We start from the raw sequence: 23027 nt of genomic DNA, 5'->3' as shown, positions 1-23027 counted from the left end.
TGTTCCCTCGTGTTCCCAGTTTTGTACTGATCGGTTCGTGGACCACCGTAACAGCTTTCTGTACCGATCGGTTCGTGGGCTGGGTCACTTCTGTACCGAGCGGTATAGTCGAGGCATGGGCACTGAGACTCCGACCCCGGGACGGCCGCGGGCCTTCGACGAGCAGACGGTCCTCGACCGGGCCGCCGAGGTCTTCTGGCGGCAGGGCTACGAGGGCGCGTCGCTGAGCTCACTCACCAGGGCGATGGGCATCAACCGCCCGAGCCTGTACGCCGCGTTCGGCAGCAAGGAAGAGCTGTTCAAGCGGGCCTTCGACCGCTACCACGAGACCAACCTGGCGAACGCGCGCGCCGCCCTCGACCAGCCGACCGCGTACGCCGCGATCGAAGCCTTCCTGCGCGCGAGTGCCGACAACCTGACCGCGGGCGGCCACCCCGCCGGCTGTCTCTCCATCCAGGGCGGCCTGGCCTGCTCCCCGGAGAACGCCCGCATCTCCGAGATCCTCGCCGCCGGCCGGGCGGCCACCGAGGCCGCGCTCGAAGAACGGCTGTCCCGTGCGGCGAAGGAGGGTGATCTCCCGGACGGCCTGGACAGCCGGGCGCTCGCCCGTTTCGTGATGGCGCTCAGCGAGGGGCACGCCGTCCACGCGGCGGCCGGCGCGAGCCGCGAGGACCTTCAGGCCTCCGTCGACGTCGCCATGCGAGCGGTCGCGGCACTCCATCCCGGTTCCGGAGGGTAGTCGTCCGGATTCACTCAGCTACTTCTCAGGTGGCGTTGGTAGCTTCCCCGCTCGATGGCTTCCATTATGGACGCCGCTGGTCTCGTTGTGGCACAAGGGTTTCACGTGAAAGTTTCACAGTTCCCGTGTCGCACGTACGACGGTCGTCGAGGGAGAGGTTCGTGGTGCTCAAGAAGATGCTTGGTGCGTTCGGGGTGGGCGGCCCGAGCGTCGATACGGTCCTGTCCAATCCGAGCACCCGCCCGGGCCTGATGCTGGGCGGGCAGGTGAACCTGACCGGCGGCAGCCACGACGTGGCGATCGATCACATCACCGTCGGGCTGGTCACCCGGGTGGAGATCGACGGCGCGGAGGAGGAGTACGACGCCCTCGTCGAGTTCCATCGCGTACAGGTGGCGGGTGGTCTGAACCTGCGCGAGGGGCAGCAGTTGTCGCTGCCGTTCCAGGTGGCGATGCCGTGGGAGACGCCGGTGACCGACCTGTACGGCCAGCGTCTGCACGGCATGACGATGGGCCTGCGTACCGAGGTGGCGATCCGCGGCGCGATCGACAAGGGCGATCTGGACCCGGTGTACGTCCACCCGCTGCCGGTGCAGGAGCGCATCCTCGAGGCGTTCGGCCGGCTCGGCTTCGGGTTCAAGGGCGCCGACCTGGAACGCGGGCACATCTCCGGGCTGCACCAGAGCCTGCCGTTCTACCAGGAGATCGAGTACTACGCCGCCCCGCAGTACGCCCACGGCGTCAACGAGGTCGAGCTGACCTTCGTCACGAACGAGCGCGGCGTCGACGTGGTGCTGGAGTTCGACAAGCGCGGTGGCCTGTTCGCCGGCGGCCACGACTCGTACGGCCGCTACCACGCCGCGCACGCCGACGCCGACCGTGTGGACTGGGCCGCACAGGTCGACACCTGGGTCCGCCAGGCCCTCGACGGCTACCAGAGCCTGCACGCCGGCCACGGCTACGCCCCGCCCGCCCAGGGCTACGGCGCTCCCGGCTACCCGCCCCCGCCGCCCGGCTACGGGCAGCCCGTGTACGGCGCTCCCGGCTACGGGCACGCCGCGTACGGCCACCCCGGCGGGCACCACAAGGAGCACCACCACCAGGAGCACCACGGCGGGCCCGGCATGGGTGCCGTTGCCGCGGGCGTGGTGGGCGGTGCGGCCCTGGGCTTCGCCGGGGGCATGGTCGCCGACGAGGTCTTCGACTCCTTCGGTGACGACGAGGGCGGCGACGAGGAGGCGTGAGCCAACCTTTTTCCACAGTGGACTGACGCGCCCGCTCCATGATCTAATTCGGCAGTTTTGTCCGTAGACGATCGGTTTCCACCGATCGGGATTTCGAAGGAGTGCGCATGCCCGTCACCGCCGACCTCACCAAGCTGGTCGACAAGGCCTACCAGGACAAGACCCTCACCGAGATCGTCGACGCCCCGGTGTCCGCCCTCGCCGGGGTCAGCGACGGCGACGCGAAGCTCCTCAAGGACGCCTTCAACATCACCACCGTCGGCGACCTGGGCCGTAACCCGTACTTCCGGACCGCCAACGCCCTGGTCGCCCTGACCGGCGCCAAGTAGCACCACCGCCGGCGGCCCGGGAGACCTCTCCGGGCCGCCGGACGCCGGCTCCGGCCAGTGTGGTTGGTTTCGGACGCTTCCGGGCAAGGGCTCGTCGGCACCTGTGCCAGCGGTCCGCCGGGGCGCTGGCACACTGACCACCCACACCGTGACGTACGACGAGGGGAACAGCCGATGGCGGCGGAGGGCAGCACCAAGGCCGTGGTGACGGCGCTGGTCGCGAACCTGGGTATCGCGGTGAGCAAGTTCGTGGCCGCCGGCATCACCGGGTCGGCGTCGATGCTCGCCGAGGGCGTGCACTCGGTCGCGGACTCCACGAACCAGGCTCTGCTGCTGGTCGGCGGCAAGCGTGCCCGCCGTGCCCCCACCGCGCTGCACCCGTTCGGGTACGCCCGCGAGCGCTACGTCTATTCGTTCATCGTGGCGATCATCCTGTTCACCCTCGGCGGCCTGTACGCCCTCTACGAGGGCTATCACAAGATCAGCGACCCGCACGAGCTGTCCTCGCCGCTGATCGCCGTCGCCGTCCTGCTGATCGCGATCGCCCTGGAGGGCTTCGCGCTGCGGACCGCGGTGAAGGAGGCGAACAAGGTACGCGGCACGCGGAGCTGGGCCTCCTTCGTCCGCCACGCCCGCGCCCCGGAACTGCCGGTGATCCTGCTGGAGGACGCCGGCGCCCTGCTCGGCCTGCTGTTCGCCCTGTCCGGCGTGGGCCTGAGCGTGCTCACCGGGAACGCGCTCTTCGACGGCATCGGCACCCTGTGCATCGGCGTCCTGCTGGTCGTCATCGCCGTCGTCCTGGCCGTCGAGACCAAGAGCCTGCTCATCGGCGAGGCGGCACTGCCCGAAGAGGTCTCCGCGATCCACACCGAGCTGGTCTCCACCCCGGGCGTCGACCGGGTCATCCACCTGCGCACTCTGCACCTCGGGCCGGAGGAACTCCTGGTCGCGGCGAAGATCGCCATCAGCACCTCCGACCGGGGAGTCGACGTCGCCGCCGCCATCGACGACGCCGAGGCGCGGATCCGTCGGGTGCTGCCCATCGCCACGGCGATCTACCTCGAACCCGACATCGACCGGCAGCCCGCCCGCACCAGCGCCACCTGACCCGGAGGTCCGGGTCGGTGCCCGGGTCACCGACGTCGGCGTAGTGCCGAGGAAAGCGGCGGGGACTGCTCTGTCCGGGCGGGCTGACGGCGGAGCGGGTCAGTCGGCCTGGGCCGGGGTGTCCGGCGTGGACCTGGGGCGGCGCTTGCGTGGTGCGGCCGAGCGGGGCGGCAGCGCGCGCATGTGGTCGCGTACCCGGGTCATGATGTCGCCGAGGTGACGCACGTCGTCGTCGGAGAGCGGGTTGAACAGCAGCAGCCGCGACACCTCGATGTGGCCGGGCAGGATCCGGCGGAACAGGGCGGCGCCCGCGTCGGTCAGGGCGACGAGGGTGGCTCGTTCGTCACCGGGAAAGCTGCTGCGAGTGATCAGGCCGGCCTTCTCCAGCAGTCCGGCCTGATATGTCAGCCCACTGCGGCTGTAGACGACGCCGTCGGCGAGCTGGGTCATGGTCAGCGGCGTCTCGGACCGCGCGAGGTTGGCCAGCAGTTGGAACTGCACGTAGCTGATGCCGCCCTCGGTGCGTAGCTGCTGCTCGACGTGGTGTTGCAGCAGGCTGACGGCCTCCAGGAGCGCGAAGTAGGTCTGCAGCTGTTCGGGGTGCAGCGGTGGCACCCCGTCGTCGCTGCCGTCCCCCGCCGTGCGGGTGGATGTCATGTGCGCACCTTACCTGCTTCGAACTCGCAGCATTGTGAGTGGTGTCACTCCTCGCGTGGCTTTGCTTCGAACTCGAAGCGACCTAGGGTCGAGTCATGCTTCGAGTTCGAAGCGGTTACCCGAGGAGGACACCATGAAGGCAGTGCGCTACCACTCCCACGGCGGCAGCGACGTGCTCACCTATGAGGACACCGAACGGCCGGTGGCGGGAGCCGGAGAGGTGGTCGTCCAGGTGGCCGGCACCTCGTTCAACCCGGTGGACGTGGCGATCCGCGCCGGCTACCTGCGGGACGTCTTCCCGCTGACCTTCCCCCACACGCCGAACTTCGACGTCGCCGGAACCATCACCGAGGTAGGCGAGGGCGCCGGCAACTGGAACGTCGGTGACGCGGTCCTGGCGTTTGCGCCGATGGCCGCGCCGGGAGCGGCCGCCGAGTACGCGGTCGTCCCCGCCGAAGCGCTTGCCGCCGCGCCGCGTACCGGCGAACTCGCCGACGCTGCGGCCCTGCCCTCCGCCGGCCTGACGGCCTGGCAGTCGCTGTTCGAGCACGCCGGCCTGACCAGCGGGCAGCGCATCGTCGTCAACGGTGCGGGTGGCGCGGTCGGCGGATACGCCGTCCAGTTGGCCGAGCAGGCCGGTGCCGAGGTGACCGCAACCGCCAGTGCGCGCAGCCGCGACCGGCTGCTCTCCTACGGTGCCGACCGGATCGTCGACCACACCACCACCGCGCTCACCGACGCCGTGGCGGGCGAACGGTTCGACGTGGTGCTGAACCTGGCGCCCATCACTCCCGCACAGGGCGTCGAACTCGTGGATCTGGTCGCCGACGGCGGCGCCTTCGTGAGCACCACCGCTCCGGGCCCGGAGCAGCCCGGACGCGGCATCCGCACGGTACGGGTCTTCGTCCGCAGCGACGCCGCCCAACTCGCCCAGCTGGTGGCCCGCGTCGACGCCGGTGACCTGCGCATCGACGTCGGCCAGCGGCGGGCCCTGCGCGAGTTGGCCGCCGTGCACGACGAGTCCGAGGCCGGTCGGCTGGCCGGCAAGACCGTCCTCATTCCCTGAGTCAGCCGCCCCCCTTCGCGGGGCGTCTGCCACCACCCACCCCCCTGCACGGAGGACAGATCACGATGACGACCGCATTCGAACCCGTCAGCCTCGCCGGCACCAAGCTGAGCAACCGGATCGCGATGGCGCCGATGACCCGCAGCCGCGCCCACGGCCCGGGCGCCGCGCCGACCGCCGACACCGCCACCTACTACGCCCAGCGCGCCTCCGCCGGTCTGATCATCACCGAGGGCATCCAGCCCTCGGTGATCGGCCAGGGCTACCCCAGTACGCCGGGCCTGCACAGTGCCGAACAGGTCGCGGCGTGGCGTCAGGTCACCGACGCCGTCCACGCCCAGGGCGGGGTCATCTTCGCCCAGCTCATGCACACCGGCCGGATCGGTCACCCCAGCCTGCTGCCCGAGGGCCTCGTCCCGGTCGGTGCGTCACCGGTCGCCGCCACCGGCAAGGTGTTCACCGCGCAGGGCCCACAGGACTTCGTCACGCCCCGCGAGCTGACCGACGCGGAGATCCTCACGACCATCGGCGATTTCGCCGCCGCTGCCCGCAACGCCGTTACCGCCGGGTTCGACGGCGTGGAGGTGCACGGCGCCAACGGCTACCTGCTGCACCAGTTCCTCTCCACCAATGCCAACCGGCGCAGCGACCGCTGGGGTGGCACGGTCGCCGGCCGTAGCCGGCTGACCGTCGACGTCGTCCGCGCGGTCGCCGACGCGATCGGCGCCCACCGGACCGGACTGAGGATCTCTCCCGCCAACCCGTTCAACGACATCACCGAGGACGCACACCAGCACACCTACACCGCGCTGGCCGACACCCTCAACCCGCTCGGCCTGGCCTACCTGCACATCGCCGAGGCCGACGACCGCGACCTCACCCGCGAGCTGCGCCGCCGGTGGGACGGCCCGCTGATCCTCAACCCGTTCACGCCCGGAACGGTCACCGGCCCCGAGCAGCTCGCGCTGATCGAGGACGGCACCGCCGACCTGATCAGCTTCGGCGGCCTGTTCCTCGCCAACCCCGACCTGCCCGCCCGGCTCGCCGCCGGCGGGCCCTACAACACACCCGATCCGGCCACCTTCTACGGCGGCGACGCCCGCGGCTACATCGACTACCCCACGCTCGACGGCAGTCCGAGCGCGGTGAGCTGACCACCGCCGCGCGCAAGGCCTGCCCCGCCGGACGCCGCGGGCAGGCCTTGCGCGGAGCGACATCGGCCGGCTACCGCACCAGTGGACCGACCTGCTGTGCGGTGAACCGGACGAAGCCCTCGAGGTCGGGTTCGTCAGCGGTGGGCTGGAGGATCACGGCGTCGGCTCCGGCGTCCCGGTAGCGGTTCACGACAGCGGCAATGTCGGCTGCGTCGCCGAACGCTGTGGCGTCCCAGATGTCCGACTCGTTCCACGACTCCAGCTCGCGTGCCATGCGTGCCTCGGCGTCGGGGCCGGTCGCCGCATGGACGTACACGGTGACGGCCTTGGCCGTCGACCTGACGGCGGCCACCTCCTGCGGAGGTGTGCCGGCGGTCAGCAGGATCCCGTCGGCGACCTCGCAGGCGAGAGCACGCGTCTTCGGCCCGGTCGCGCCGGCGAAGATCCGGGCCGTGCCCACCGGCGGGTAGTCCAGCTTGACCTTGTCGAGCTTGACGTACCGACCCGACGTCGTGACCGTCTCGCCGGCCAGCAGCGCCTTCAGCGCCTCGACGTGCTCGCGCAGCAGCGTCAGCGGCGAGCCCACCCGCGCTCCGACCTGCTCCATCCAGTCCTGGACGCCGTGGCCCACGGTGAGCAGCACCCGGTCGGGGAAGAGCCGGTGCAGCGTGGCGGCCTCCATGGCGAGTGCCGCGACGTTGCGGAACGGCACCGGCAGCAGCCCGACGCCCACCGCCAGCCGGTCGGTCCAGGCCAGGGCCGCGGCGGCGGTGGCGATGCCGCTTTCGAGGAAACAGTCCTCCCAGAGCCACAACTGGTCGAGGCCGGCTTCGTCAGCGGCGCGTGCGACGGAGCGGAGGCGTTCGGGTGGATTCTGGGGCCGGAACACCACGCCGAGGGTCGTCATGACGGCCAAGCCTAGCCGCGGAGGGGCCCCGCCATCCATGCACTTTCCGGGAGGACGACCCGCTCAGCGTGGGCCGCCCGGCCCGACCAGGCCGGTTTTGGTCACGGCCGAGTCCGCCCTGGTGGTGCTGATCGGCGCGCTGCTCGGCGGGGCCGTCGCGTTCGTCGGTCTGCTGAGTATCCGTGCCGGCCTGGCCGAGCAGACCGGCGTACCGGTCGACCTGGTGGTGCCGTGGTCCGTCGTCGGCGGGGTGGTGGGGCTCTGCCTGCTCCTGGCGGTGCTGGCGAGCGCACTGCCGACCTGGCGATCACTGCGCGACCGTCCCGCGCGGTCTCCCGTCGACGTCGCCGGGTGAACCGGTGCCGACGGATGTCCGTCGGGGCAGGTCGAGCCGGTCGACCGCCGCGACGACCAGTTCCTCCGGTGCCGCGGCCACGTCCAGCACCACCCCGGCTTCGTCGGGCGCCAGGTCCTCAAGGGTGGCCCGCTGGGAGTCGAGCAGACTGGCCGGCATGTAGTGCCCGACCCGCCGGGTCATCCGGTCCCGGATCAGCTCGGCCGTGCCGGCCAGGTGCACGAACTCCACGCTGGGTGGTCCCTGGCGCAGCACGTCCCGGTAGGAGCGCTTCAACGCCGAGCAGGCAAGCACCGTGGACACGCCCTCGGCGTGCCGGCCGGCCATCCAGGCCGCGAGGTCGCGCAGCCAGGGCCGGCGTGCCGCGTCGTCCAGCGGGATGCCGGCGCGCATCCGGGCCACGTTGGCCGGCTGGTGGAACTCGTCCGCCTCGGCGAACACCAGCTCGGTCAGCTCGCTGATCCCCCGCGCCACCGTCGTCTTGCCCGCCCCGGACACGCCCATCACCACCACGTGCCGGGTGGGCGGGCGGCGGTCACCAGTCATGGACCGTGCCGTCCTTGAGCCGGTTGAACGGCAGGTACGCCGGCTGGTACGGGAACCGGGCCGCGGCCTCCTCGTCGAGTTCCACGCCGAGGCCGGGCTGCTGTCCCGGGTGCAGGTGTCCGTCGGCGAAGGTGAACGACTGCCGGAACACCTCGTCGGTGAGCGCCCCGTGCCGCATGTACTCCTGGATGCCGAAGTTGTGGATGGCCAGGTCGAGGTGGAGCGCGGCGGCCATACCGACCGGGGAGATGTCGGTCGGGCCGTGGATGCCGGACTTGATCTGGTACTGGGCGGCGTAGTCGAGCAGCTTCCGCATGGCGGTGATGCCGCCGGTGTGCGTGACGGCGGAGCGCACGTAGTCGATGAGCTGTTCGCGGATCAGCGTCTGGTAGTCCCAGACCGTGTTGAAGACCTCGCCGATGGCCAACGGGGTGGTGGTGTGGTGCCGGACCAGCCGCAACGCCTCCTGGTTCTCCGCCGGGGTGCAGTCCTCCAGCCAGAACAGGTCGTACGGCTCGAGCGCCTTGCCCAGCTTGGCGGCCTGGATGGGGGTCATCCGGTGGTGCCCGTCGTGCAGCAGGGGCAGCTCGGGGCCGAACTCGTTTCGAACGGCCTCGAAGACCCCCGGCAGGTGCCGCAGGTACGAACGGGTGTCCCAGTCCTCCTCGGCGGGCAGCGGCGTGCGCTGGGCCGGCTCGTAGTCGTAGCGCTTGCCGTCGGCGCTGGGCTGGGCGGCCACGCCGTAGACGGCGTTGATGCCGGGCACCGAGGTCTGCACCCGGATGGCGCGGAAGCCCTGCTCCAGGTGGCTGCGGATGGAGTCGAACAGCTCGGGCAGGTCCCGCCCGGAGGCGTGCCCGTAGGCCAGGATCCCGGTCCGGGAGGCGCCGCCCAGGAGCTGGTAGAGCGGCATCCCGGCGGCCTTGGCCTTGATGTCCCAGAGAGCGACGTCCACGGCCGCGATGGCGGCCATGGTGACCGGCCCCCGCCGCCAGTACGCCGAGCGGTAGAGGAACTGCCAGGTGTCCTCGATCTGATGCGGGTCGCGCCCGATCAGCAGCGGGACGACGTGGTCGGCCAGGTACGACGCGACGGCCAGTTCGCGTCCGTTGAGGGTGCCGTCGCCCAGCCCGGTGAGCCCCTCGTCAGTTGTGATCTTGAGGGTGACGAAGTTCCGGTCGGGGCTGGAGACGATGACGTCCGCGGCGACGATCTTCATGCCGATGCCTTTCTCAGGGATGATGTCAGCGCAGCGTGCTGCCGGGCTGCACGTCGTTCAGGAGGGACAGTTCGTCGCGGCGAGGCAGCGACTCCCAGTCGCCGTTGCCGCCGACGGCGAAGGCGCCCAGGGTGACCGCGCGGCGCAGCCGCCCGGCCAGGTCGAGACCGTCGAGGTGGCCGGAGAGGTAGCCGGCGGTGAAGGCGTCCCCCGCGCCGACGGTGTCCACCGCCGTCACGGGCACCGCTGCCGCGTGCCGCACGCCCTCCCGGGTGTACGCGCGGGCGCCGTCGCCGCCGAGCTTCACCAGCACCGTCGACACGCCCCGGTCCAGCAGTTCGGCGACCACAGCCGGCTCGTCCGCGCCCGGTGCGCCGACCAGGTCCAGTTCGTCGGCGGAGGCGACCACGACCGAGGCGTGGCCGACGATGTCAGCGAGTGCGGCCCGCGCCGCGTCCCGGCTCCACAGTTTCGTCCGGTGGTTGACGTCGAGGCAGACCAGCGTCCCGGCCCGGGCGGCGGTCTCGGCCGCCCACCGGGTGGCCTCCCGGGCGCCGTCGGACAGCGCCGCGGTGATCCCGGTCAGGTGCAGCACCCGGGCACCGGCGGCCAGGGCGGGCCGCAGGTCCTCGACGGACACCGCCGAGCCGGCCGAGCCGGCCCGCTGGTAGGTCACCCGGGTCAGGTCGGCGGTCCGCCGTTCCAGGAACATCAGCCCGGCCGGGCGGTCCGGGTCGCGGACCACGTGTTCGAGGCGTACCCCCTCGGCGCGCAGCTGCCGGAGCAGGAACTCGCCGAGTTCGTCGGCGCTGACCCGGCCGGCGAAGGCCGCGCGGTGGCCGAGCCGCGCCACCCCGACGGCCACGTTGGCCTCCGCCCCGGCCAGGTGCGGGGTGAGCGCGCCGCCGGTGACGATGGGCGCGGCCGTGCGCAGCGACAGCAGGGCCTCGCCGAAGGTGAGCAGGTCGACGGCGGTCATGACGCGGTGCCCGGGTGGCCGCCGGCGCGCGGGTGCGCGGCGGACGGGCGGGTGTCGCGCGGGTGGGCGACGGGAAGGCCGGCGGTGCTCATGCGACGGCGGCGAGGTAGGCGCGGGCGCGCTGGCGCAGGGCGTCGAGGTCGCCGCCGGAGGCGGCGTCACCGACCAGCGGGCCGCCGAGGCCGACGGCGATCGCGCCGGCGGCGAAGTAGCCGGGCAGGTCGGCCAGGCCGACACCGCCGACCGCCACGAAGGGGATGTCGGGGAACGGGTCGCGCACCGCCTTCAGGTACGGGGGGCCACCCACCGACGCCGGGAACAGCTTGATCGCCGACGCGCCCAGCCGCATCGCCGTGTACGCCTCGGTCGGGGTGAACGCCCCGGCGGCGACGGGCAGGCCGCGCCGCGCCGCCTCGGCGATCGACTCGACCACCGCGGGCGTCACCACGAACTGCGCGCCGGCCGCCGCCACCTCGGCGACGTCCGCGACGGTGAGCACCGTGCCGGCGCCGACCAGGGAGCCGGCCGGTGCGACCGCGCGCAGGGCCTCGACGGCCCGCGCCGCGTCCGGCGTGGTCAGGGCCACCTCCACGATCCGTACGCCCTCCTCCAGCAGGGCGGTGCCGGCGGCGATCGCGCAGGCCGTGTCGGTGCCCCGGATGACCGCGAGCATCCGGGCGGCGGCGAGTTCGGCGACGAGATTGACAGTCATGTTTTCACCATTCCGCATAGGAGCCGTCGGCGTGCCGCCAGGTGGGGCTGCGCCAGGCGTGTCCGCGCTTGTCCGCCGTCCGCACCGCGTGTTCGTCGATCTCGATGCCGAGGCCCGGCGCGGTGAGCCGCTCGACGTAGCCGTCGACGAAGGTCAGCGGGGTCTTGTCGAGGCAGTAGTCGAGCACCTCGGCGCCGAGGTTGTAGTGGATGCCGATGCTCTGTTCCTGGATCAGGTAGTTGGGCGTGGCGAAGCCGACCTGCAGGCAGGACGCCAGGGCGATCGGGCCGAGCGGGCAGTGCGGGGCGAGCTGGACGTCGTACACGTCGGCCAGCGCGGCGATCTTGCGGACCTCGGTGATGCCGCCGGCGTGCGACAGGTCCGGCTGGGCGACCGCGATGCCGGCCTGCAGAACCGGCAGGAACTCCTGCCGGTTGTAGAGCCGTTCCCCGGTGGACACCGGGGTGGTCGTGGTGCGTACGAACTCGCCGATCAGGTGCGAGTTCTCCGGCACCACCGGCTCCTCCAGGAAGAACGGCCGGTACGGCTCGAGTAGCGGGGCGACCCGCCGGGCGGTGGCCAGGCTGAACCGGCCGTGGAAGTCGACGGCGACGTCCCGCTCGTCGCCGAGCACCTCCCGGGCGGCGGCCACCCGCTGGACCACGCCGTCGAGCTCGGCGACCGAGGCGACCGGGCTCATCCGCCCGGACGCGTTCATCTTCACGGCGGTCAACCCAGTCTCGACGGCGGCGCTGATCTGGTCGCGTACCTCGGCGGGCTCGTCGCCGCCGACCCAGCCGTAGACCCGGATCCGGTCGCGGACCGGGCCGCCGAGCAGCTGGTGCACCGGGGCGCCGAAGTGCTTGCCGGCGATGTCCCACAGTGCCTGGTCGAGCCCGGCGACGGCGCTGGCCAGGATCGGCCCGCCCCGGTAGAACGAGGCCTTCGTCAGCACCTGCCAGTGGTCCTCGATCCGCAGCGCGTCCCGGCCGACCAGCAGCTCGCTGAGCTGCTCGACGGCGGTGCGGACGGTCTCGGAGCGGCCCTCGCAGGTCGCCTCGCCCCAGCCGACGATCCCGTCGACGGTCTCGACCCGGACGAACAGCCACCGTGGCGCGACGAGGAACGTCTCCACCCGTGCGATCGTTGTCATGGCGTCCTCAGCCCTTCGTGGCGCCGGCGGTGAGCCCGGAGACGATGTACTTCTGCACGAACAGGGCGATCACCATGATCGGCAGAGTGACCACGGTGGCCGCGGCCATCAGGCCGCCCCAGTCGATGCTGGCGTAGCCGACGAAGTCGAAGATCGCCACGGGCAGGGTCTTCGTGTCCGCGCCGGAAAGCACCAGGGCGAACATGAAGTTGTTCCAGGAGAAGATGAAGGACAGGATGCCGGCGGTCGCCACGCCGGGCACGGACAGCGGCAGGGTGATCCGCCGGAACGCGCCGATGTGGGTCAGTCCGTCGACCAGCGCCGCCTCTTCCAGGTCCTCCGGCAGGCTGTCGAAGAAGCCCATCATGATGTAGACGATCAGCGGCAGCGACACGAACATGTGGCTGAGGATCAGCACGGTGTACCCGCCGACCATCTGCAGGTTCGAGAAGACGTAGTACCAGGGCACCAGGAGCGACACGCCCGGGATGATCCGGGCCATGAGCACCACGAGCGCTGACTTCTTCATGCTGAACCGGCTCATCGAGTAGGCGGCCGGTACCCCGAGGATGAGCGAGAAGAGCGTGGCGGCGAACGCCACCCACAGGCTGTTGCCGATGAACTGGACGTAGTTGGCCTGCTGGAGCACGTTGCCGTAGTTGTCCAGGGTGGGCGAGAAGACGAAGGCCTTGCCGGTGTCGTAGATGTCGACGTTGGTCTTGAACGACGCGGCGATCATCCACAGCAGCGGCGCGATCAGCGCCAGCACCACGACGGCCAGGGCCACCGCCCGGAAGACCTTGAACGGCTTGCCCGGCTTCATCGGTCCAGTCCCTTCTTGCGGTAGGTCAGGGCCCACATCACCCCGATGATGATCAGGAAGAAGATGATCAGGACCGTCGATGAGACGCCGTAGTCGTTGTAGTCGAAGCTCAGCCCGTACGCGTAGACGTTGAGCGTCTCGACCTCGTGGAACGACCCTCCGCCGCGACCCTTCGTGGCGTAGAGGATGTCGAAGGTCTTCAGCGCATCGATGCCGCGCAGCAGGATCGCGACGATCACCGTGGGCATCAGCAGCGGCAGCGTGACGTGCCGGAACCGCTGCCAGGTGCTGGCGCCGTCGATGAGGGCGGCCTCCTGCGGCTCGTCCGACAGCGACGTGAGGCCGGCGAGCAGGATCAGCACGACCATCGGGGTCCACTGCCAGATGTCGATGAACATCGTCGTCGGCAGGGCGCTGTTCTGGCCGGACAGCCAGGGCTGCGGACCGATCCCGACCCAGCTGAGCACCTGGTTGGCCATGCCGATGGTGGGGTCGAAGATCAGCCGCCACATCATGCCGACCGCCACCGGGGTGGCGACCAGCGGAAGCAGGATGGCGACCCGGACCCAGCGCTCACCGCGGAACGGCCGCCACAGCAGCAGGGCGATCGCCATGCCGAGCGCCACCTCGACGGCGAGCACGACGCCGGTGAACAGAACGGTTCGCCACACCGCCGGCCAGAACCGGTCGGTGTCGGCGAGCACGTCGAGGTAGTTCTGGAACCCGATGAACTCGCTCTCGGCGCGGACCGAACCCTCGGCGTCGGTGAGGCTGAGGTATCCGGTCCACGCCACCGGAAAGATGATCAGCACGGCGACGAACGCCATGGCGGGGGCCGCGAAGAGCCATTTGCGGTGCGCGTTGGCCCAGCGCGACCAGCCCGACTCCGCCGGGGCCGGGCCGGCCTGCGACGGTCTGGTGACTGGTGTGGTGACGGCTGACATGAGGTCTCCGAGTGGTCAGGGCCGGGACCCGGTGCGGGGACGGCGGGGCCGGTCGGCCCCGCCGTCCCGCGGTCGGGTTACTTCGCCTCGTCGTCGAGGAACTTCTGGAACGCCTCGTTCGCCGCGTCCGCCGAGGCGGCCGGGTCCTTGCCGGTGATCGCGTCGACGATCGGCTGGCCGACGATCTCGCGCGCCTGGGCGACCTTCACGACCAGCGGGCGGTCGTGACCGACGCCGTTGGCGGTGCTGGCCGTGGTGGCCTCGGCGAGGTCCTTCGGGTAGGTGGCGATTGCCTGCGGGTTGGCCCAGACCGAGGCGCGTGCGCCGGGGACGCCGGCCTCCTGCTGCGCCAGCGACTGCTCCTTGCCGGCCGCCCACTGGATGAACTTCCAGGCGTTGTCCTTGTTCTTCGACTGGTCGTTGATGCCCAGCGCCCAGGACGGGATGTTGTAGGGCTTCGAGCCGGCCGGGCCGGCCGGGAAGGGCGCGAAGCCGACGGTGTCGGAGACCTTCGACTTGGCCGGGTCGGTGGCGTTCTTGTAGAGCGAGTTGGCCTCGGTGTAGAAGGCCGCCTTGCCCTGGGTGAAGATCGCCATGGCCTCGGACCAGCTCATGTCGGTGCTGACGTTGTTCGGGCCGTGCTCGCGCAGCAGCCCGCCGTAGTAGGCGTACGCCTGCTTGGCCTGTTCGGTGTTGACCGCGGCCTTGCCGTTGGCGTCGACGAAGTCACCGCCGAAGCTGAACAGGAAGCTGGAGAACTGGGTGACGGCGGCGGCCTTGCCGGTGCGGGAGACGAAGCCCGCGACGCCCGGGTTGTCGGCCTCGACCTTCGCGGCCTGCGCCTTGAGCTCGTCCAGGCTCTTCGGCGGGGCGTCGAAGCCGGACTTCTTCAGCAGGTCCTTGCGGTAGTACAGCACCTCCGACTCGGTGATGATCGGCACGCCGACCACCTTGTCGTCGTACGTGGTGGCCTGCACCGGGGCGGCCTGGAAGTCGCTGAAGTCGAAGGCGCTGTCCGACTTGGACCGCTCGGTCAGGTCGGCCAGGTACTTGTTCTTGCCGAACTGCTTGCCCTCCTGCAGGGGCCGGTACATCATCACGTCGAGGTCGCTGGATCCCGCGTTCAGCTTGACGTTGTACTGGTCGGACAGCTGGTCCTCACCGAGCTGGGTGACCTCGACCTTCAGGCCCGTCTGCTTCTCGAACTCCGGCAGCGCCTTCTTGACGTTCTCCGTCCAGACGTGGTTCACCAGCGTCACGCGCACGGTCTTCGACCCGCCGCTGTCCTCTCCACCGCCGCACGCGGCCAAGCCCATGGCGACCACCACGGCCAGAGACGTACCGATTATCGATCGACGTTGCACGTCATCTCTCCATTTCTCGTGGTCGCCGCCCCGGGGGAAGAGCGCCACAACGCTGTAACGTCCGCTTAACCACGGGATGCTAGGTCGAAAAAGCTGATTTATTCAAGGGGTTGACCGAACTGATATGATCCTTAGCGTGGAATCGCACTCCTCCGGGGGCGTCGGCACCCAGCCCGCTCCGCCCGAGGTCGGGCTGCACGCCCGCGTCCTCGAGCACCTCGGCACCGCCATCTGCGGCGGAGAGTTCGCCCCCGGGGCGGTCCTCAACATCGACGACCTGGTCGACCGGTACGAGGTCTCCCGCTCGGTGGTGCGCGAGGTGCTGCGTGTCCTGGCGTCGATCGGGTTCATCGAGACCCGCCGACGGGTCGGGGTGACGATCCGGTCCGCGCACGACTGGAACGTCTTCGATCCGCAGGTGATCCGGTGGCGGCTGGCCTCGGCCAGCCGGCTCGCCCAGCTCCGGTCCATCACCGAGTTGCGCACCGCCATCGAGCCGCACGCCGCCCTGCTGGCCGCCGACCGGGCCGGTCACGACGAGGCCAGCGACCTCGTCGGCCTGGCGGCGAAGATGTGGGCCGCCGGCAAGGCCGGCGACGAGGAGCGCTTCCTGCGCCTGGACATCGAGTTCCACCGCCGGGTGCTGCTCGCCTCCGGCAACGAGATGTTCGTCCGGCTGCAGGACCTGGTCGCCGAGGTGCTGACCGGCCGGCACAAGCACCACCTCATGCCGCACCATCCGCACGAGGAGGCGCTGCGCCTGCACGCCGAGGTGGCCCAGGCGATCCAGCGGCACGAGGGCGAGCGCGCCCGGCTGGCGATGGTGCAGCTCATGGAGCAGGCGTTCGAGGAGATGCGTTCCCTCTGGGAGCAGACCGCCGAGCCCGTGCGATCGAGCTGATCGGTCGCTCGCCCACCCCGCTGGCCTGGTGGAGCGCGGACGTGCGGTGGCGGGGCGTCAGCGGCGTTCTACCCCGGGGTAACGGCGTGGAGCGGGTCCGCCGTCAATAGACGGCCGTGCATTGTATTCGGGGCGAACGCATTCCTGATCGTCCCTGTCGGTGGAGGTATGACATCGACAGCGATGCAACCATGAGGCGCGTAACACCTGTTGCCCCCTCGCGCGGCATCGTCGCCGCGTACCTCTGGAGCTTCCGTCGTGACCCCGCCCGTCCTGCCCGGCGGCCACCCTGCCGAGGCGGACCACCCCGCCACCGTTCCCGCCGCCGTACTGCGCCGCGCCGAGGAGGACCCCGACCGGCCGGCGCTGACCGACCGGCACGGGACCATGACGTACGGCCGGCTGGTCACCGCCGCCCGGGAGCTGGCGGCGGTCCTGCGATCGCGGTTGGCCGGGGCGGAACCGGTGGTCGCCGTGCTGCAGCCGCGCACCTCGGCGGCACCGGTGGCCCAGTTCGCAGCCTGGCTGGCCGGGGCCGCCTTCCTGCCGCTCGACCCGGCCCTGCCGGCCGCCCGGATCGCCCAGGTGCTCGCCGAGGCGGACTGCCGGCTGGCCGTCGCGGCCGACGACCTGGCCGACCGGCTGCCGCCGGAACTCACCGTCGTCCGGTCCCGAGCGACCGAACCAGGCGGGGAACTGCTGACGCCGCCGGACGACCCGACGCGGCTCGCGTACCTGGTCTCCACCTCCGGCTCCACCGGCCGGCCGCGCCAGGTCGAGGTCGAACACGGGTCGCTGCGCGCCGTCCTCGACTGGTACGGCGAGTTCTTCCGCCTCGGTCCCGGCGTGCGCACCGCAGCCTTCGCCGGCCTGGCCTTCGACGCCAGCCTGCTCGACCTCTGGGCGCCGCTGTCGCACGGTGCGACGGTGCTGCTCGCCGACGAGACGGTGCTGCGCGAACCGGAGCGGATCGTTGACGTCCTGCGCCGGGCCGACCACGCCTTCCTCGCCACCCCGCTGGCCGAACAGCTGCTCCGCGCGGACCCGCCCACCGGCCGGCTGCGCAGTCTCGCCACCGGCGGTGACCGGCTGCGGGTGTGGCCGCCGGCGGACTTCGGCGCGGCGGTGCACAACCTGTACGGCCCGACCGAGGCGACCATCCTGGTCACCGCCACCGACGACCTGCGCCGGCACGTCGAGCGCACCGGGCCGCCCCCGATCGGCCGGCCCGTCGCCGGCGCCCGGCTCAGCCTCGCCCCCGTCGACGGCGGAGACGAGTTGCTCGTCGCCGGGCCGCTGCTGGCCCGCGGCTACCGCAACGCGCCGGAGAGCACTGCAGCCGTCTTCCGCTCCACTCCGGGCGGACGCCACTACCGCACCGGAGACCTGTGCCGCTCCGACGGCACCGGGCAGCTGCACTTCGTCGGGCGTAGCGACGGGCAGGTCAAGATCAGAGGCAACCGGATCGAGTTGCGCGAGGTGGAGTTCGCGCTGCTCGCGGTGCCCGGGGTGACCCAGGCCGTAGCCGACGTGCTGGACCGGGCCGGTGAAGCGGTCCTCGCCGCCTGGGTGGTCGGCCCGGTCGACGCGGACGCCGTACGGGCCGGGCTGCGCGAGCGGCTGCCGGCGTCGATGGTGCCGCACCTGGTCGAGGTCCGGCCCGAGCTGCCACTGACCGTCAACGGCAAGCTCGACCGCCGGGCCCTGCGGGACAGCGCCACGGACGACGTGCCGACGGCGCCGCAGGCCGAGGACGGTACGGTCGCGTCCACGGTGGCCGCTGCCTGGCAGGCGGTGCTGGGCCGCGCGGCCGAACCGGACGACGACTTCTTCGGCGCGGGCGGGGACTCCCTGCTGGCGGTCCGGTTCAGCGCCGAGGTGCGACGCGGCTCGGGACTCGACGTCCGGGCGGCCCTGCTCTACGAGCACCGCCGGTTCGCCGACTACCTGCGCGCCGTCGAGGCCCTGGACCCGGACCGGATGGGAGCCACGCGGTGAGCGGCACCCTCCTCGCCGCCGTCCTCGCCGCAGCCGCGCACCATCCGGAGCGCACCGCAGTACGGGCCGACGACGCCACCCTCAGCTGGGCCGGCCTGCTCGCCCTCGCCGGTCGCTACCTCACCGGCTACCGCGAACACGGGGTGACCGCCGGGGACCGGGTCGCGGTGCTCCGGGAGCCGGGCGCGCACGCCGTCGCCGCGGCGCTCGCCGCCTTCGCGCTGCGTGCCGCGTACGTGCCGCTGGACCCACGCCAGCCGGCGGCCCGGATCGCCACCCTGCTCGCCGCGGCCGACCCGCGCCTGGTCACCGGTGACGACCCCGCCGGCCCGCACCGTCGCCATCTGGCAGCCGACGCCGTCGCGCTGCGGCCGGTCGCGTCGCTGGACGACACCGGCGAGCCGACCGACGTGGCGTACGTGGTGCACACCTCCGGCTCGACCGGCATGCCCAAGGCGGTGCAGGTGGAGCACCGGAATCTGGGCAACCTCCTGGCCGACCTGGACGAGTTGGCGCCGGTGCCGCGGTCGCCGGTCGGCACCTGGTGGACCCGCCCCTCCTTCGACGTGGCGGTCTGGGAGTGCTTCGCTCCGCTGCACCGCGGCGGGACGCTGGTGGTGGTGCCCGAGGCGGCCCGGCACGACGGCGCCGCGCTGGCCGCCTTCCTCGACCGCTCGGGGGCGCACAGCGGGTACGTGCCACCGGCCTTCCTGCCCGACCTGCTGGCGCTGCTGCGCGCCGACCCCGCGGCCCTGGCCGGGCTGCGCCGGCTTCTGGTCGGCGTCGAGCCGATCCCGCGCACCCTGCTCGAGGACATCGCCCGCAGCCGCCCCGAGCTGAACGTGGTCAACGGGTACGGGCCGGCCGAGGCGACCGTCTGCTGCACCCGATACGTGGTGCCGCGCGACGGCGCCGTGCCGGGGGAGCGGACCCCGATCGGCACCCCGGTCCGGGGCACCCGGATCCACCTGCGCCGCACCGACGGCACGTACGCCACCACCGGTGCCGGGGAGCTGGTCGTCTCGGGCGCTGCGGTTGCCCGGGGCTACCTTCGCCCGCCCGCCGGGCCGTCCCCGTTCATGCCGATGGCCGACGGCGAGCCCGGCTACGCCACCGGGGACCTGGTCCGCGCCCTGCCCGACGGCAACCTGCTCTTCCTCGGCCGGGTGGACCGGCAACTCAAGGTACGCGGCTTCCGGATCGAACCGGCCGAGGTGGAGGCGGTGCTGGGCGAGCTGCCCGGCGTACACGACGTGGTGGTGGGCGGGCGGACCGTCGACGGGCTGGGACAGGTGGTCGCCGCGTACGTCGTCCCCACGCCCGGCGCGGAGCTGACCGAGCGGACGGTCCGCGAGCACGCCGCGCGGCGGCTGCCCGGCCACGCGGTGCCCGCTGTCGTGACGCTCCTGCCCGAGCTGCCGCTGACCCCGCACGGCAAGTACGACCACGACCACCTGGCCGCCCTGCCGCTGCCCGTGGCCACGACCGCCGAGGACGACTCCGACCTGGTGCGGACGGCCTGGCGGCGGGTGCTGCCGGTCGCCGACATCCGCGACGGCGACGACTTCGTCTCCCTGGGCGGCACCTCGCTCGCCGCCGCCCGCGCCGCCGCCTGGCTGCGCGAACGCACCGGGGTGCCGCTGACCGGCGCCGACATCCTCCAGGCGCCCTCCGCGGCGGCACTCGCCGGCCGGATCGCCGCCGCCGGTCCCGGCACCACGCCGGCCGGGGACGAGCGGTCCACCGGTGCCCGCCGCGCACCCCTCACCGACGAGCAGCTGGGCCTCTGGCTGCACGACGAGATGCAGCCCGGCTCGCCCCTGTACGTCGAGCCGGTCTGCTTCGGCACCGACGACCCGGTCGACCACCGTCGGCTGGTCGACGCGCTGCGCCGGGCGATCGCCGGCCACCCGGCCTTCGGCGCGGGACTGGACTCGGCCGACGGGCTGCCGGAGCTGGTCCTCTACCGGCACGACCCACCGGTGGAGCTGGTCGAGCTGCCCGACGGCGCGGCCCTCGACGCGGCGGTGGCGGCGCGGGCGTACCGGCCCTTCGACACCGCCGCCGAGCCGCTGCTACGGGCCACGGTGCTGCACGCCGGCCCGCGTACCGAGCTGCTGCTGGTCTGGCACCACCTGGTGGTGGACGCCTGGTCGGTGCGGCTGCTGCTCGACGACCTCGACCGGACCTGGACCGACCCGGCCTGGTCGCCGTCGCCCGCACCGGCCACGGTCTGCGACCTGGCGCGGCGCCGGGCCGCCCGGATCGCCACGCCGTCCGGCCGGGCCGCCGTCGACGCCGCCGTCGCCCGGATCCGCGACGTCCCGGTGCCCGCACCCCGCCGCACGGGCGACCGTACGGTGCGGGAACGGGCCGTCGGGGTGACCGCCGGGGCGCTGCTGGCCGCCGGCGGCGGGACCGTCACCGAGCTGACCGCGGCGGCGTACGCCCGGGCGCTGGGCGCGCTGTGCGGACCCGACAGCGTGGTTCTCGGCTGCGCCAGCGCCACCCGGGAGGACGCCGACGAGTTCGCCGTCGCCGGGTACGCGGTGAACAGCGTGCTGCTGCGCGCCGACGACCTGCACGACGGCTGGCCGGAGACCCTCACCCGGGTGCGCCGGGAGCTGCGCCGAGCCGTCGCCGAGCAGGCCCCGTTCACCGCCGTCGCACGCGAAGTGCTCCGCGGCACCGGCACCCGGCCGGGCGACTTCCCGGCGTTCTACCTCGATTCGGTGGCGGAACCGGATCTCGTCACCGGGGCGCTTCGCTGGCGGCGCCGGGAGCTGCACCGGCCGGTGAACCGCTTCCCGGTCTGCCTGACCCTGCGCCAGCACGCCGACGGCACCCTCACCGTGCTCGTCGAGAGCGACGGCCGGCTGCTGGACTCCGCCGCCACCGCTGCGCTCGCCACCGACGTCACGGACCAGCTCGAAGCTCACGTCCAGGGGGAACCAGATGTCAGCCACGCTCGCGCTGCGGCAGGTCAGCCAGGGACCGACCGATTCGCTGCTGACGGTCGAGTTCTCCGGTGACTCCGCCGGCCCCGGGCTGGCCGCCGCCCTCGCGGCCGCCGACCCGGACCGGTCGGTCTGGCGGTTCGACCCGGTGACCACGCTGGAACGCGCCGGTACGCCGCTGGACCACCCGGCGCTCGCCCGGGCCTGCGCCGAGGAACTGCTGCGGCGCCGGCCCGGCGGGGCACCGGTGACCGTCCTCGGGTACTGCAGCGCCGCGCCGCTGGCTCGGCACGTCGCCCGCGCCCTGGCCGACGCCGGCGCCACCCCGCGGCGGGTGCTGCTGGTCGCCGCCGCGCGGCCCACAGTGGCCACCGCGCGTGCCGAGTACGCCGCCCTGCTCGGCAAGCTGGGCCGGGCCACCCCGGTCGCCGACGACCCGCCCGGCGACGGCGACCCGACGGCCCTCGCCGCCAGGTGGGGCGCCGAGCTGACCGGCCAGGCCCGCACCTTCGTCGCCGAGCAGGGCTTCCCGCCCGAGGAGTCGGCCGCCGCTGCCGACGAGATCGCCGGACGGTACCGGGCCTGGCTGTGGTTCCTGCTCGACGCCGCGTACCGCGCGGACGCGCGGCTGCCCTGCCCGCATGCCGAACTGGCCGACGAGCGGGCCGCCCTGGACGCGCTGGCCGCCGAGCCGGCCGCCGGTTCGGGCTGACGACCGCGGACCGGCCGGCGACCACACCGCCGACGCGGGTCGACGACCACCCGGCCGGCGGCGGATTCACGAAAAGCACCACGCACGGGGGACACCGCGCACCGTCGCCCACGCCGGACCGATGCTGGGCACTTCACCTGGGGGACGAATGAGCACGCAGGATCCGGCCGGGCGCGGCGACGCCCTGCACGAGGTGGTGGCCGCCGCGTGGAGTGCGGTGCTGCCCGGCGGGCCGGCGGAGCCGGCCGACTTCTTCGCGGCGGGCGGCACCTCGCTGGACGCCGCGCGGATGGCCGCACAGCTACGCGTCGCGCTGGGCGTACGGGTGCCGCTGAGCGCCGTGTTCGAGCACCCGGTGCTCGGTGAGTTCGTGGCCGCGCTGCGAGCCGCGCACGGACCCGACGCGGACGCCGCCGCCGAGACGTACCTGCGGTTGCTGACCTGCTCGGACGACGAAGCCGAGGCGATGCTCGGGGCGCACCGTGACTGATCTGCTCCCGCCCCGCCGGGCCGCCCTGCTCGCGGCGCTGCGGGCCGGTCGGGCCGCTGGCCCGGACAGCATCACCGCCGGCAGCGGGGAGCCGGTGGCCTCCGCCGCGCAGCGGCAGATGTGGCTGCTCGAGCGGGCCGCCCCGGGCGACGCCGCCTACCTTGCCCCGGTGGCCTGGCGGCTGCGCGGCCCGCTCGACGTGCCGGCCCTGACCGCCGCGCTGGACGCGCTGGTGGCCCGGCACGAGCCGCTGCGCACCACGCTGCACGACGCCGGGGAGCAGGTGGTCCCGGTGGTCGCCGAACCGCCGGCCGGGCTGCTGCGCACCGTGGACCTGACCGGGCTGGCCCGGGCCGGCCGGGAGGCCGAGCTGACCGGCCACCTCGCCGCCGAGGCGGCCACCCCGATCGACCTGGCCCGCGGCCCGCTGCTGCGGGCCACCCTGTTCCGGCTGGACGACGCCACCCACGTGCTCGCGCTGACCTTCCACCACGCCGCGGTGGACGAATGGTCGCTGGGCATCGTCACCGCCGAGCTCGCCGAGCTGTACGCCGCCGCCCGGGACTCCCGGCCCGCCGCGCTGGGGGATCACCCGTTCCCTGGCCGTCTACCACGGTCAACCGGCCAAGCACCGGCGTGCCCGGCAGCTCTACGGGCAGTTCCTCGCCCCC

At 72.6% G+C, this 23027-nt stretch carries 23 protein-coding genes; 13 read left to right on the top strand and 10 right to left on the bottom strand.

The features are described 5' to 3' along the window. Window positions 1–115: 115 nt before the first annotated feature. The 4 genes from AC2CHG_RS06860 to AC2CHG_RS06845 all read left to right on the top strand — a co-directional run bounded on the left by AC2CHG_RS06860 (window position 116) and on the right by AC2CHG_RS06845 (window position 3419). Complete coding sequence (locus AC2CHG_RS06860; RefSeq protein WP_262012714.1) at window positions 116–739, top strand: TetR/AcrR family transcriptional regulator; 624 nt, start codon at window positions 116–118, stop codon at window positions 737–739. A 161-nt stretch (window positions 740–900) separates the two neighbouring features. Further along, entirely contained in the window at window positions 901–1983 is a 1083-nt protein-coding gene (locus AC2CHG_RS06855) for a sporulation protein (protein ID WP_410054892.1), read from the top strand. Between the two features lie 107 nt (window positions 1984–2090). Next, entirely contained in the window at window positions 2091–2312 is a 222-nt protein-coding gene (locus AC2CHG_RS06850) for a hypothetical protein (protein ID WP_018788305.1), read from the top strand. A 174-nt stretch (window positions 2313–2486) separates the two neighbouring features. Beyond that, the gene (locus tag AC2CHG_RS06845; RefSeq protein ID WP_262012713.1) at window positions 2487–3419 is read left to right on the top strand and encodes a cation diffusion facilitator family transporter; all 933 of its coding nucleotides are present in this window, start codon (window positions 2487–2489) and stop codon (window positions 3417–3419) included. A 99-nt stretch (window positions 3420–3518) separates the two neighbouring features. Here the strand turns inward: AC2CHG_RS06845 and AC2CHG_RS06840 are convergent, their stop codons facing one another. Further along, window positions 3519–4076: a MarR family winged helix-turn-helix transcriptional regulator gene (locus AC2CHG_RS06840; protein WP_262012712.1), complete on the bottom strand. Its 558-nt coding sequence runs from the start codon at window positions 4074–4076 to the stop codon at window positions 3519–3521. Between the two features lie 133 nt (window positions 4077–4209). Between AC2CHG_RS06840 and AC2CHG_RS06835 the strand changes: the two genes are divergently transcribed. Together AC2CHG_RS06835 and AC2CHG_RS06830 are read left to right on the top strand one after the other, a co-directional pair. After that, complete coding sequence (locus AC2CHG_RS06835; protein WP_484524395.1) at window positions 4210–5142, top strand: NADP-dependent oxidoreductase; 933 nt, start codon at window positions 4210–4212, stop codon at window positions 5140–5142. 65 nt (window positions 5143–5207) lie between these two features. Then, window positions 5208–6296, top strand: coding sequence for an alkene reductase (locus tag AC2CHG_RS06830; protein WP_484524394.1), 1089 nt, complete (start codon window positions 5208–5210; stop codon window positions 6294–6296). Window positions 6297–6366: 70 nt separating this feature from the next. On the opposite strand, the gene AC2CHG_RS06825 is transcribed toward AC2CHG_RS06830, so the two are convergent. Next, window positions 6367–7203 carry an LLM class flavin-dependent oxidoreductase gene (locus tag AC2CHG_RS06825; RefSeq protein WP_262012709.1) on the bottom strand — a complete coding sequence of 279 codons (837 nt, stop codon included), beginning with the start codon at window positions 7201–7203 and terminating at the stop codon, window positions 6367–6369. A 97-nt stretch (window positions 7204–7300) separates the two neighbouring features. On the opposite strand from AC2CHG_RS06825, the gene AC2CHG_RS06820 reads away from it, so the two are divergent. Beyond that, window positions 7301–7558, top strand: coding sequence for an FtsX-like permease family protein (locus tag AC2CHG_RS06820; protein WP_484524393.1), 258 nt, complete (start codon window positions 7301–7303; stop codon window positions 7556–7558). On the opposite strand, the gene AC2CHG_RS06815 is transcribed toward AC2CHG_RS06820, so the two are convergent. The 8 genes from AC2CHG_RS06815 to AC2CHG_RS06780 all read right to left on the bottom strand — a co-directional run bounded on the left by AC2CHG_RS06815 (window position 7511) and on the right by AC2CHG_RS06780 (window position 15250). Continuing rightward, window positions 7511–8104 (bottom strand): gluconokinase, encoded by a 594-nt coding sequence (locus tag AC2CHG_RS06815; protein WP_484524392.1) that lies wholly within the window; start codon window positions 8102–8104, stop codon window positions 7511–7513. The genes AC2CHG_RS06820 and AC2CHG_RS06815 overlap by 48 nt on opposite strands. Further along, a complete protein-coding gene (manD, locus tag AC2CHG_RS06810; protein WP_262012706.1) occupies window positions 8094–9323 on the bottom strand; it encodes a D-mannonate dehydratase ManD in 1230 nt (409 codons plus the stop codon). Before manD ends, AC2CHG_RS06815 begins: the two co-directional genes overlap by 11 nt. A gap of 25 nt (window positions 9324–9348) precedes the next feature. Continuing rightward, window positions 9349–10302 (bottom strand): sugar kinase, encoded by a 954-nt coding sequence (locus tag AC2CHG_RS06805; RefSeq protein ID WP_484524391.1) that lies wholly within the window; start codon window positions 10300–10302, stop codon window positions 9349–9351. A gap of 88 nt (window positions 10303–10390) precedes the next feature. Further along, entirely contained in the window at window positions 10391–11014 is a 624-nt protein-coding gene (locus tag AC2CHG_RS06800; protein ID WP_484524390.1) for a bifunctional 4-hydroxy-2-oxoglutarate aldolase/2-dehydro-3-deoxy-phosphogluconate aldolase, read from the bottom strand. A 4-nt stretch (window positions 11015–11018) separates the two neighbouring features. Beyond that, complete coding sequence (gene dgoD / locus AC2CHG_RS06795) at window positions 11019–12167, bottom strand: galactonate dehydratase (RefSeq protein WP_262012703.1); 1149 nt, start codon at window positions 12165–12167, stop codon at window positions 11019–11021. Window positions 12168–12174: 7 nt separating this feature from the next. Continuing rightward, window positions 12175–12990: a carbohydrate ABC transporter permease gene (locus AC2CHG_RS06790; protein WP_116506973.1), complete on the bottom strand. Its 816-nt coding sequence runs from the start codon at window positions 12988–12990 to the stop codon at window positions 12175–12177. Then, window positions 12987–13934 carry a carbohydrate ABC transporter permease gene (locus AC2CHG_RS06785; protein ID WP_073831681.1) on the bottom strand — a complete coding sequence of 316 codons (948 nt, stop codon included), beginning with the start codon at window positions 13932–13934 and terminating at the stop codon, window positions 12987–12989. Before AC2CHG_RS06785 ends, AC2CHG_RS06790 begins: the two co-directional genes overlap by 4 nt. Window positions 13935–14011: 77 nt before the next feature. Further along, window positions 14012–15250 (bottom strand): ABC transporter substrate-binding protein, encoded by a 1239-nt coding sequence (locus tag AC2CHG_RS06780; RefSeq protein WP_083664864.1) that lies wholly within the window; start codon window positions 15248–15250, stop codon window positions 14012–14014. A 184-nt stretch (window positions 15251–15434) separates the two neighbouring features. Here AC2CHG_RS06780 and AC2CHG_RS06775 point away from each other — a divergent pair, with 184 nt between their 5' ends. From AC2CHG_RS06775 to AC2CHG_RS06750, 6 genes are all read left to right on the top strand, one after another. Continuing rightward, on the top strand, window positions 15435–16199 hold the full coding sequence (locus AC2CHG_RS06775) for a FadR/GntR family transcriptional regulator (protein ID WP_355512358.1): 765 nt from the start codon (window positions 15435–15437) through the stop codon (window positions 16197–16199). A gap of 258 nt (window positions 16200–16457) precedes the next feature. Further along, entirely contained in the window at window positions 16458–18197 is a 1740-nt protein-coding gene (locus AC2CHG_RS06770) for a non-ribosomal peptide synthetase (RefSeq protein ID WP_484524389.1), read from the top strand. Beyond that, window positions 18194–21229: an amino acid adenylation domain-containing protein gene (locus AC2CHG_RS06765; RefSeq protein WP_484524388.1), complete on the top strand. Its 3036-nt coding sequence runs from the start codon at window positions 18194–18196 to the stop codon at window positions 21227–21229. Before AC2CHG_RS06770 ends, AC2CHG_RS06765 begins: the two co-directional genes overlap by 4 nt. Next, window positions 21153–21866 carry a thioesterase domain-containing protein gene (locus tag AC2CHG_RS06760; protein ID WP_484524387.1) on the top strand — a complete coding sequence of 238 codons (714 nt, stop codon included), beginning with the start codon at window positions 21153–21155 and terminating at the stop codon, window positions 21864–21866. The genes AC2CHG_RS06765 and AC2CHG_RS06760 overlap by 77 nt, the downstream gene beginning before the upstream one ends. A gap of 148 nt (window positions 21867–22014) precedes the next feature. Next, window positions 22015–22356 (top strand): acyl carrier protein, encoded by a 342-nt coding sequence (locus tag AC2CHG_RS06755; RefSeq protein ID WP_262012698.1) that lies wholly within the window; start codon window positions 22015–22017, stop codon window positions 22354–22356. Further along, window positions 22349–23027 (top strand): condensation domain-containing protein (locus AC2CHG_RS06750; protein WP_484524386.1); only part of this gene is annotated, 679 nt, incomplete at its 3' end. The genes AC2CHG_RS06755 and AC2CHG_RS06750, both read left to right, overlap by 8 nt.

The organism is Micromonospora sp. ATLC20 (assembly GCF_057196585.1).
The sequence above is the reverse complement of the archived record's forward strand: the minus strand, read 5'-3'. Positions and strand labels throughout refer to the sequence as shown.

Coding starts and splice junctions, on each gene's coding strand:
- AC2CHG_RS06815 (WP_484524392.1), bottom strand. CDS start 8,104: ATGACTGGTGACCGCCGCCCGCCCACCCGGCACGTGGTGGTGATGGGC.
- AC2CHG_RS06845 (WP_262012713.1), top strand. CDS start 2,487: ATGGCGGCGGAGGGCAGCACCAAGGCCGTGGTGACGGCGCTGGTCGCG.
- AC2CHG_RS06860 (WP_262012714.1), top strand. CDS start 116: ATGGGCACTGAGACTCCGACCCCGGGACGGCCGCGGGCCTTCGACGAG.
- AC2CHG_RS06790 (WP_116506973.1), bottom strand. CDS start 12,990: ATGAAGCCGGGCAAGCCGTTCAAGGTCTTCCGGGCGGTGGCCCTGGCC.
- AC2CHG_RS06780 (WP_083664864.1), bottom strand. CDS start 15,250: ATGGGCTTGGCCGCGTGCGGCGGTGGAGAGGACAGCGGCGGGTCGAAG.
- dgoD (WP_262012703.1), bottom strand. CDS start 12,167: ATGACAACGATCGCACGGGTGGAGACGTTCCTCGTCGCGCCACGGTGG.
- AC2CHG_RS06755 (WP_262012698.1), top strand. CDS start 22,015: ATGAGCACGCAGGATCCGGCCGGGCGCGGCGACGCCCTGCACGAGGTG.
- AC2CHG_RS06760 (WP_484524387.1), top strand. CDS start 21,153: ATGTCAGCCACGCTCGCGCTGCGGCAGGTCAGCCAGGGACCGACCGAT.
- AC2CHG_RS06850 (WP_018788305.1), top strand. CDS start 2,091: ATGCCCGTCACCGCCGACCTCACCAAGCTGGTCGACAAGGCCTACCAG.
- AC2CHG_RS06840 (WP_262012712.1), bottom strand. CDS start 4,076: ATGACATCCACCCGCACGGCGGGGGACGGCAGCGACGACGGGGTGCCA.
- AC2CHG_RS06830 (WP_484524394.1), top strand. CDS start 5,208: ATGACGACCGCATTCGAACCCGTCAGCCTCGCCGGCACCAAGCTGAGC.
- AC2CHG_RS06800 (WP_484524390.1), bottom strand. CDS start 11,014: ATGACTGTCAATCTCGTCGCCGAACTCGCCGCCGCCCGGATGCTCGCG.
- AC2CHG_RS06835 (WP_484524395.1), top strand. CDS start 4,210: ATGAAGGCAGTGCGCTACCACTCCCACGGCGGCAGCGACGTGCTCACC.
- AC2CHG_RS06825 (WP_262012709.1), bottom strand. CDS start 7,203: ATGACGACCCTCGGCGTGGTGTTCCGGCCCCAGAATCCACCCGAACGC.
- AC2CHG_RS06785 (WP_073831681.1), bottom strand. CDS start 13,934: ATGTCAGCCGTCACCACACCAGTCACCAGACCGTCGCAGGCCGGCCCG.
- manD (WP_262012706.1), bottom strand. CDS start 9,323: ATGAAGATCGTCGCCGCGGACGTCATCGTCTCCAGCCCCGACCGGAAC.
- AC2CHG_RS06805 (WP_484524391.1), bottom strand. CDS start 10,302: ATGACCGCCGTCGACCTGCTCACCTTCGGCGAGGCCCTGCTGTCGCTG.